Annotated in this window: 4 protein-coding genes and 1 pseudogene; all 5 read right to left on the reverse strand. The window is 67.0% G+C overall.

Going from position 1 to position 5110, the window contains the following annotated elements; all coding sequences use genetic code 11:
- Positions 1 to 213: pseudogene (locus Q0L94_RS06240) on the reverse strand (histidine kinase); the annotation flags it as partial.
- Positions 214 to 342: 129 nt separating this feature from the next.
- Positions 343 to 3465 carry a transglycosylase domain-containing protein gene (locus Q0L94_RS06245; protein WP_296751332.1) on the reverse strand — a complete coding sequence of 1041 codons (3123 nt, stop codon included), beginning with the start codon at positions 3463 to 3465 and terminating at the stop codon, positions 343 to 345.
- Positions 3466 to 3468: 3 nt separating this feature from the next.
- On the reverse strand, positions 3469 to 4395 hold the full coding sequence (gene hemF / locus Q0L94_RS06250) for an oxygen-dependent coproporphyrinogen oxidase (protein WP_296751335.1): 927 nt from the start codon (positions 4393 to 4395) through the stop codon (positions 3469 to 3471).
- Complete coding sequence (locus Q0L94_RS06255) at positions 4395 to 4943, reverse strand: L-threonylcarbamoyladenylate synthase (RefSeq protein WP_296751337.1); 549 nt, start codon at positions 4941 to 4943, stop codon at positions 4395 to 4397. The genes hemF and Q0L94_RS06255 overlap by 1 nt, the downstream gene beginning before the upstream one ends.
- Before the next feature lie 10 nt (positions 4944 to 4953).
- Positions 4954 to 5109, reverse strand: coding sequence for a phosphoribosylglycinamide synthetase C domain-containing protein (locus Q0L94_RS06260; RefSeq protein WP_366799273.1), 156 nt, complete (start codon positions 5107 to 5109; stop codon positions 4954 to 4956).
- Position 5110: the final 1 nt, after the last annotated feature.

Raw genomic sequence — 5110 nt, forward strand, 5'->3', positions numbered from 1 at the left:
GTTTCTGCGAACCATCAGTTTCATTCTGGTGATCGCGGTGGTGGGGCCGGCCAGGCGGATCATGGTCGAGAGAAAGCGCCCCAGCAGCTGTTCGACATTGGCGTCGCTGGACAGGCTGGTGGTGATTTCCGACAGCACCCGCAGAGCCGGGATGCTGACGTTGTCCGGGTCGGTGGAGGCGTGATGCTGGATCAAGGGATGAATGTCTTTCATGGCCAGGTCAGAAGAAGCAGCTTTTTAGCATATTCCGATTCGCGCGCGATCCCAAGCCCCGCGTCACTGCGCGTCGGCCGGTGCCGCGGGAACGGGCGGCACCGGCACCACCACGCGGGGGTCGAGGTCTTACGGGAAACCGCGCTCGGTCGAGGGTTCCTCGACGGGCGGGTCGGCCTGGCTGGTGGCGCCGTCGGGCTTGTCCTTCTGCGGCATGCGCGGGGCGAGGGGCGCCGGTTCGGCGACCGGTGCGGCAACCGGCTTGGGCGGCGCCGGCGGCTGCGGATACAAGTGCTGCTGCAATTGCGGCAGCAAGGTTTTCAGGATCTGCGTGGTGAGCGAACTGGTGAAACCGAACTGGCCGGCCTGTTCGCCCGGCACCAGCGCGGTGAGGGTGCCGAAATAGCGGTCGTCCAGATAGAACACGAAGGTGGCGGTACGGTTGACCACGCGCGATTCGAGCAGTTGTCCGCCCTTGCCGTAGCGCTCGAAGCGGTGATCGCCGGTGCCGGTTTTGCCGCCGATGGCGAGCGGCTGACCGGCTGCATTCTTGAGCGCGCCGGCGAGACGGGCGGCGGTGCCGCCCTCCACCACGCGTGCCAGCGCGCGGCGCACGGTGTGCGCCACCTCGGCCGGCAGCAGCCGTTCGCCGCGGGCCGGTTTGAGCGACAGGCGGGTATCGTAAGGCGTGTTGGCTGCAAAATGCAGGCCGGTGAGACTCACCATCGGCGCGCGCATGCCGTCGTTGACCAGAATGCTCATCAGTTCGGCCAGCGCGGCGGGGCGGTCGCCCGAGCTGCCGATGGCGGTGGCGTAGGACGGCGTGATGTTGTCGAACGGGTAGCCCAGCCGTTTCCAGTCGCGCAGCAGGATGTCGAAAGCCTCGACTTCGAGCAGGCTCTGGATACGGATGTCCTGCGCGTTCTTGCGGCTGGTCTTGAACAGCCAGTTGTAGACCTCGCGGCGGACCTCGGCGCCCTGTTCATAGAGGGCATTGAGATCGGTCTTCGGCGCCGTGCGCAGGGTTTGCACCACCCACAGTTCCAGCGGGTGAATCTGCGTCACGTAGCCGCGGTCGGTCAGGTTGTAGGCGTCGGGTGCGTGGGTCTTGTAGAGCGATTCGAGCGTTTTCCGGCTGAGGCCGACGCTGGCGGGAACCTGCTGGTGCAGCGTGGCGACGTAGACCTCGAAGTCCGCCCGCGGCTCCAGATAGCGGAACACCGCGGTGAAGCGGCGCGGGTTGGTGCGGACGCGGGCGTACAGATCCTCCGCCATCTGCACCGCCGTATGGCCCTGGTGGCGCTGGTAGAAGCGGTGGATGAAGACGCGGCCCTCCTTGTCGACAAAACGCATCAGATAGGTTGTGCGCATCGGGTTGCTGGCGTCGTCGAGGATGCGCGCCGCCGCCCCCGGCGAGGCGCTGGCGTAATGCCGCACGATATCGCGCATGATGCGGATGTAGACGAGGTTGACCGAGTTCTTGGTGGCCTCCCATACGTCCATCACGCGGCCATTGTCCCTGGAATCGAAGTTGGCGAAGTTGTGCAGTCCGCCGCCGGTGAAAAAGGTTTCCGGCGACGCCGAATACGGGCGGTGCATCGCGGCATCCAGCAGGGCGTCCAGCTGGATGCCGGGCTGGTTCAGCAGGGTGGCAGCCACCCACTGCGACAGCACGTCGCGCTGCGGCTGGGCTTTTTGCCTCAGCGCGGCAGCGTCCAGCGAACGGTGTTTGGCGTGCAGCCGCGCGACGATTTCCAGATAGGTGACCAGGGTGCGTAGCTTGGCGGTGGAGCCGAGATCGAGGCGCGCCTGGCTGTTGATGTCGAACGGCTGGTTGAGATTGTCGGCCTGGATGCGCAGCAGGTTCCCGGACGGCGCTTTTTCATACAGGGTGAAGCTGTAGATCACCTGGCTCAGCGGATTTTCCAGTTTCAGCAGGCGAAACCCGATCAGTCCCGATGCGGCAGCGGCTTCCGGGTTGGCCAGGCTTTGCAGATAGCGGCTGACGATTTTTTGCGCCGGCTGGTTGATGGTGGTGTCAACCGTCAGGTCCAGCCGGTCGAGATCGTACAGGCGCGGCTCGCCGAGCAGCGCGGCGACGCGGATGCGCTGCGCATTGGTGGCCTTCTGGTCGGCGAAACGCGGCGCCGGCGGGTCGATGCGCAGACGCGTGCTGCGCAGCTTGACGGCCTTGGCGCGGTCGGCGAGTTCGCGCGAAATCAGATTGGCGCCGGCCAGCAGATCGAGGTGGTCGTCGGTGAGGGCATCCAGCGCCTTGCGGTTGGCGGCGAGGTAATACGACGGGCGGCGCTCCGCCACGATCAGCGACAGCGCATGCTTCAGCGCGCTGGCGTAGGCCGTGTCGCGGGCAGCCGGCTTTTTGGCCAGGATGCGGTTGATCTCGGCAAAGTCCAGTCCGTACCACGCCCACAAGCCATCGCCGACGCCGTTGACTTCGCCGAAGCGCGGCGCCGCGGCGAGCGGAACCGTGTTGAGGTAGGCCATCACGGTCTGGCGCCGCATCGGCAGCGTGTTGGTGCCATCGAGATAAGCGCGCAGGCTGGCGGTGGCCATCTGGCGCAGCTTCTCGCTCATGCTGCCGGTCTGGCCTTCCGGTGAATGGCGGTATTTTTCGATCTGCGTCGGCAGGGTGCTGCCGCCCGGCACGTTGCGATCCGTGTCGATCAGGCTGATGCCTTTTTCCAGCAAGGCCTGGGCGAGCCGGTCCCACTCTACCGCCGGGTTGCGGGTAGGGAATTGCTCGGTCAGCAGTTCGCGGTTTTCGATGTGGAGCAGGGCATCGACCAGCACCTTGGGAATCTCGTCGAAGCGGCGGTACACCCGCGTCGGGTGCAGCCCCTGATAGAGCTGCTTGCCGTCGCTGTCGAGCAGGCTCAGGCCGGCCTGATCCTTTTCGTGGTACGGCAGAAACAGGCCAAGATCGTCGGCCCGCTCCATCTGGATGCTGATCCGGGCCTGCTGGTCGATTTGCCAGCCGGCCTGGTCGAGCCGTGCCAGGTAATCCGGCAGCTTGCTGTAGCCGAGGCGCACGTCGTACGGCCCCTGGCCAGGGTAACGGATGCGGCTGGACGGCCCCGGCCGGATTTGCCAGGTCATTTTCTGCGCGGTCTTGGCGAGGTATTTCGCCTCCAGCGCCGACGACAGCAGTTCCCAGGCGATCAGCCCGATCAGTCCGATCAGCAGCAGCAGGACGCCAATACCGATCAGGATGCGGCGCGGGGCTTTGCGCATGCTTCAGACCCAGTCGCGCGCGGTGAGAAAATCGGTGTAGAGCGCCGCTTCCGGCGTGCCGGGCGCGGGATGCCAGTCGTAGCGCCATTTCACGATCGGCGGCAGCGACATCAGGATCGATTCGGTGCGCCCGCCCGATTGCAGGCCGAACAGGGTGCCGCGGTCGAACACCAGGTTGAACTCGACGTAGCGGCCGCGCCGGTAGGCCTGGAAGTCGCGTTCGCGCTCGCCGTAGAGCGCGTCCTTGCGGCGCTCCAGGATCGGCAGATAGGCGCCGAGGAAGGCGTCGCCCACGCTTTTCGTCATGGCGAAGGCATGCTCGAAGCCGCCTTCGGAAAAGTCGTCGTAGAACACGCCGCCGATGCCGCGCGGCTCGTTGCGGTGCTTGAGGAAGAAATAGCGGTCGCACCATTCCTTGAAGCGGGGATGCAAGCCGGCGCCGAACGGATCGAGCGCGTCCTTGCAGGCGGCGTGAAAGTGCCGCGCGTCGTCCGCGAAGCCGTAGTAGGGCGTCAAATCCATGCCGCCGCCGAACCACCACACCGGCGCTTCGCCGTCCTTCATCGCGACGAAGCAGCGCACGTTCATATGCACCGTCGGCGCGTAGGGATTGCGCGGGTGCAGCACCAGCGAGACACCCATCGCTTCCCAGCGGCGTCCGGCGAGCTCCGGCCGGTGCGCGCTGGCCGACGGCGGCAGCTGGCTGCCCAGCACGTGCGAGAAGTTCACCCCGCCGCGCTCCAGTACGCGGCCTTCCTCGATCAGCCGCGAGATGCCGCCGCCGCCTTCGGGGCGCTCCCAGGCGTCGGTGCGGAAGGGCAGGCCGTCGGTGGTTTCCAGCGCGGCGACGATGCGCGCCTGCAGGTCGAGCAGCCAGGTTTTGACTGCGCTTGTATTAAACGTGGCGGTGTCGAAGGCTTCGGTAGGCATCAGGGTCTCAGGACGGTTCCGGTGGCGAGGTCGATCAGGGTGGAAGGGCGGCGGCGCGGGCCGATGCGGCCCTCGATCACGCACACCTGCGCGCCGAATATTCTGCGGCATTCGGCCGCACTTGTGGCAGGCGGCTGGCCGCTTTTGTTGGCGCTGGTGGAAACCAGTGCCATGCCGAGGCTGCGGCACAGCCGTGCGGCGCCGGCGTGGGCGGTGACGCGCACCGCGATGGTGGGGCGTCCGCCGGTGAGCAGGGGCGGACAGGCGGCGGACGCGGGCACCACCCAGGTGACGGGGCCGGGCCAGCTGCGCTGCATCCGCGCCCGGTCGGGGGGGCTCAGGGGACGCACAAAGGCTTGCAGCCGCTTGAAACGGTCGGCGATCAGCAGCAGGCCCTTGGCGGCGCTGCGGCCCTTGAGCCGGACGAGGCGCCTCAGCGCGCGCGGATTGCGCGGATCGCAGCCGAGGCCGTAGCAGGATTCGGTCGGATAGGCGATCAGGCCGCCGCGTCGCAGATACGCGCGCAGGTTCGCCGCCTCGCACCTCACGCCCGACGCCTCACTTCTTGCGGTCGAGCGCGCGCCAGCCGATGTCGCGACGGTATTGCATGCCTTCGAAGTGGGTGCAGGTCACCGCCTCGTAGGCGCGTTTCTGCGCCATGCGCACGCTGTCGCCGAGCGCGGTCACCGCCAGCACGCGGCCGCCGCTCACCACG

It is taken from the genome of Thiobacillus sp. (genome assembly GCF_024708915.1).

Excerpts from the sequence above, each read along its gene's own strand:
- hemF (WP_296751335.1), bottom strand. The coding sequence starts at position 4,395 with ATGCCTACCGAAGCCTTCGACACCGCCACGTTTAATACAAGCGCAGTC.
- Q0L94_RS06245 (WP_296751332.1), bottom strand. The coding sequence starts at position 3,465 with ATGCGCAAAGCCCCGCGCCGCATCCTGATCGGTATTGGCGTCCTGCTG.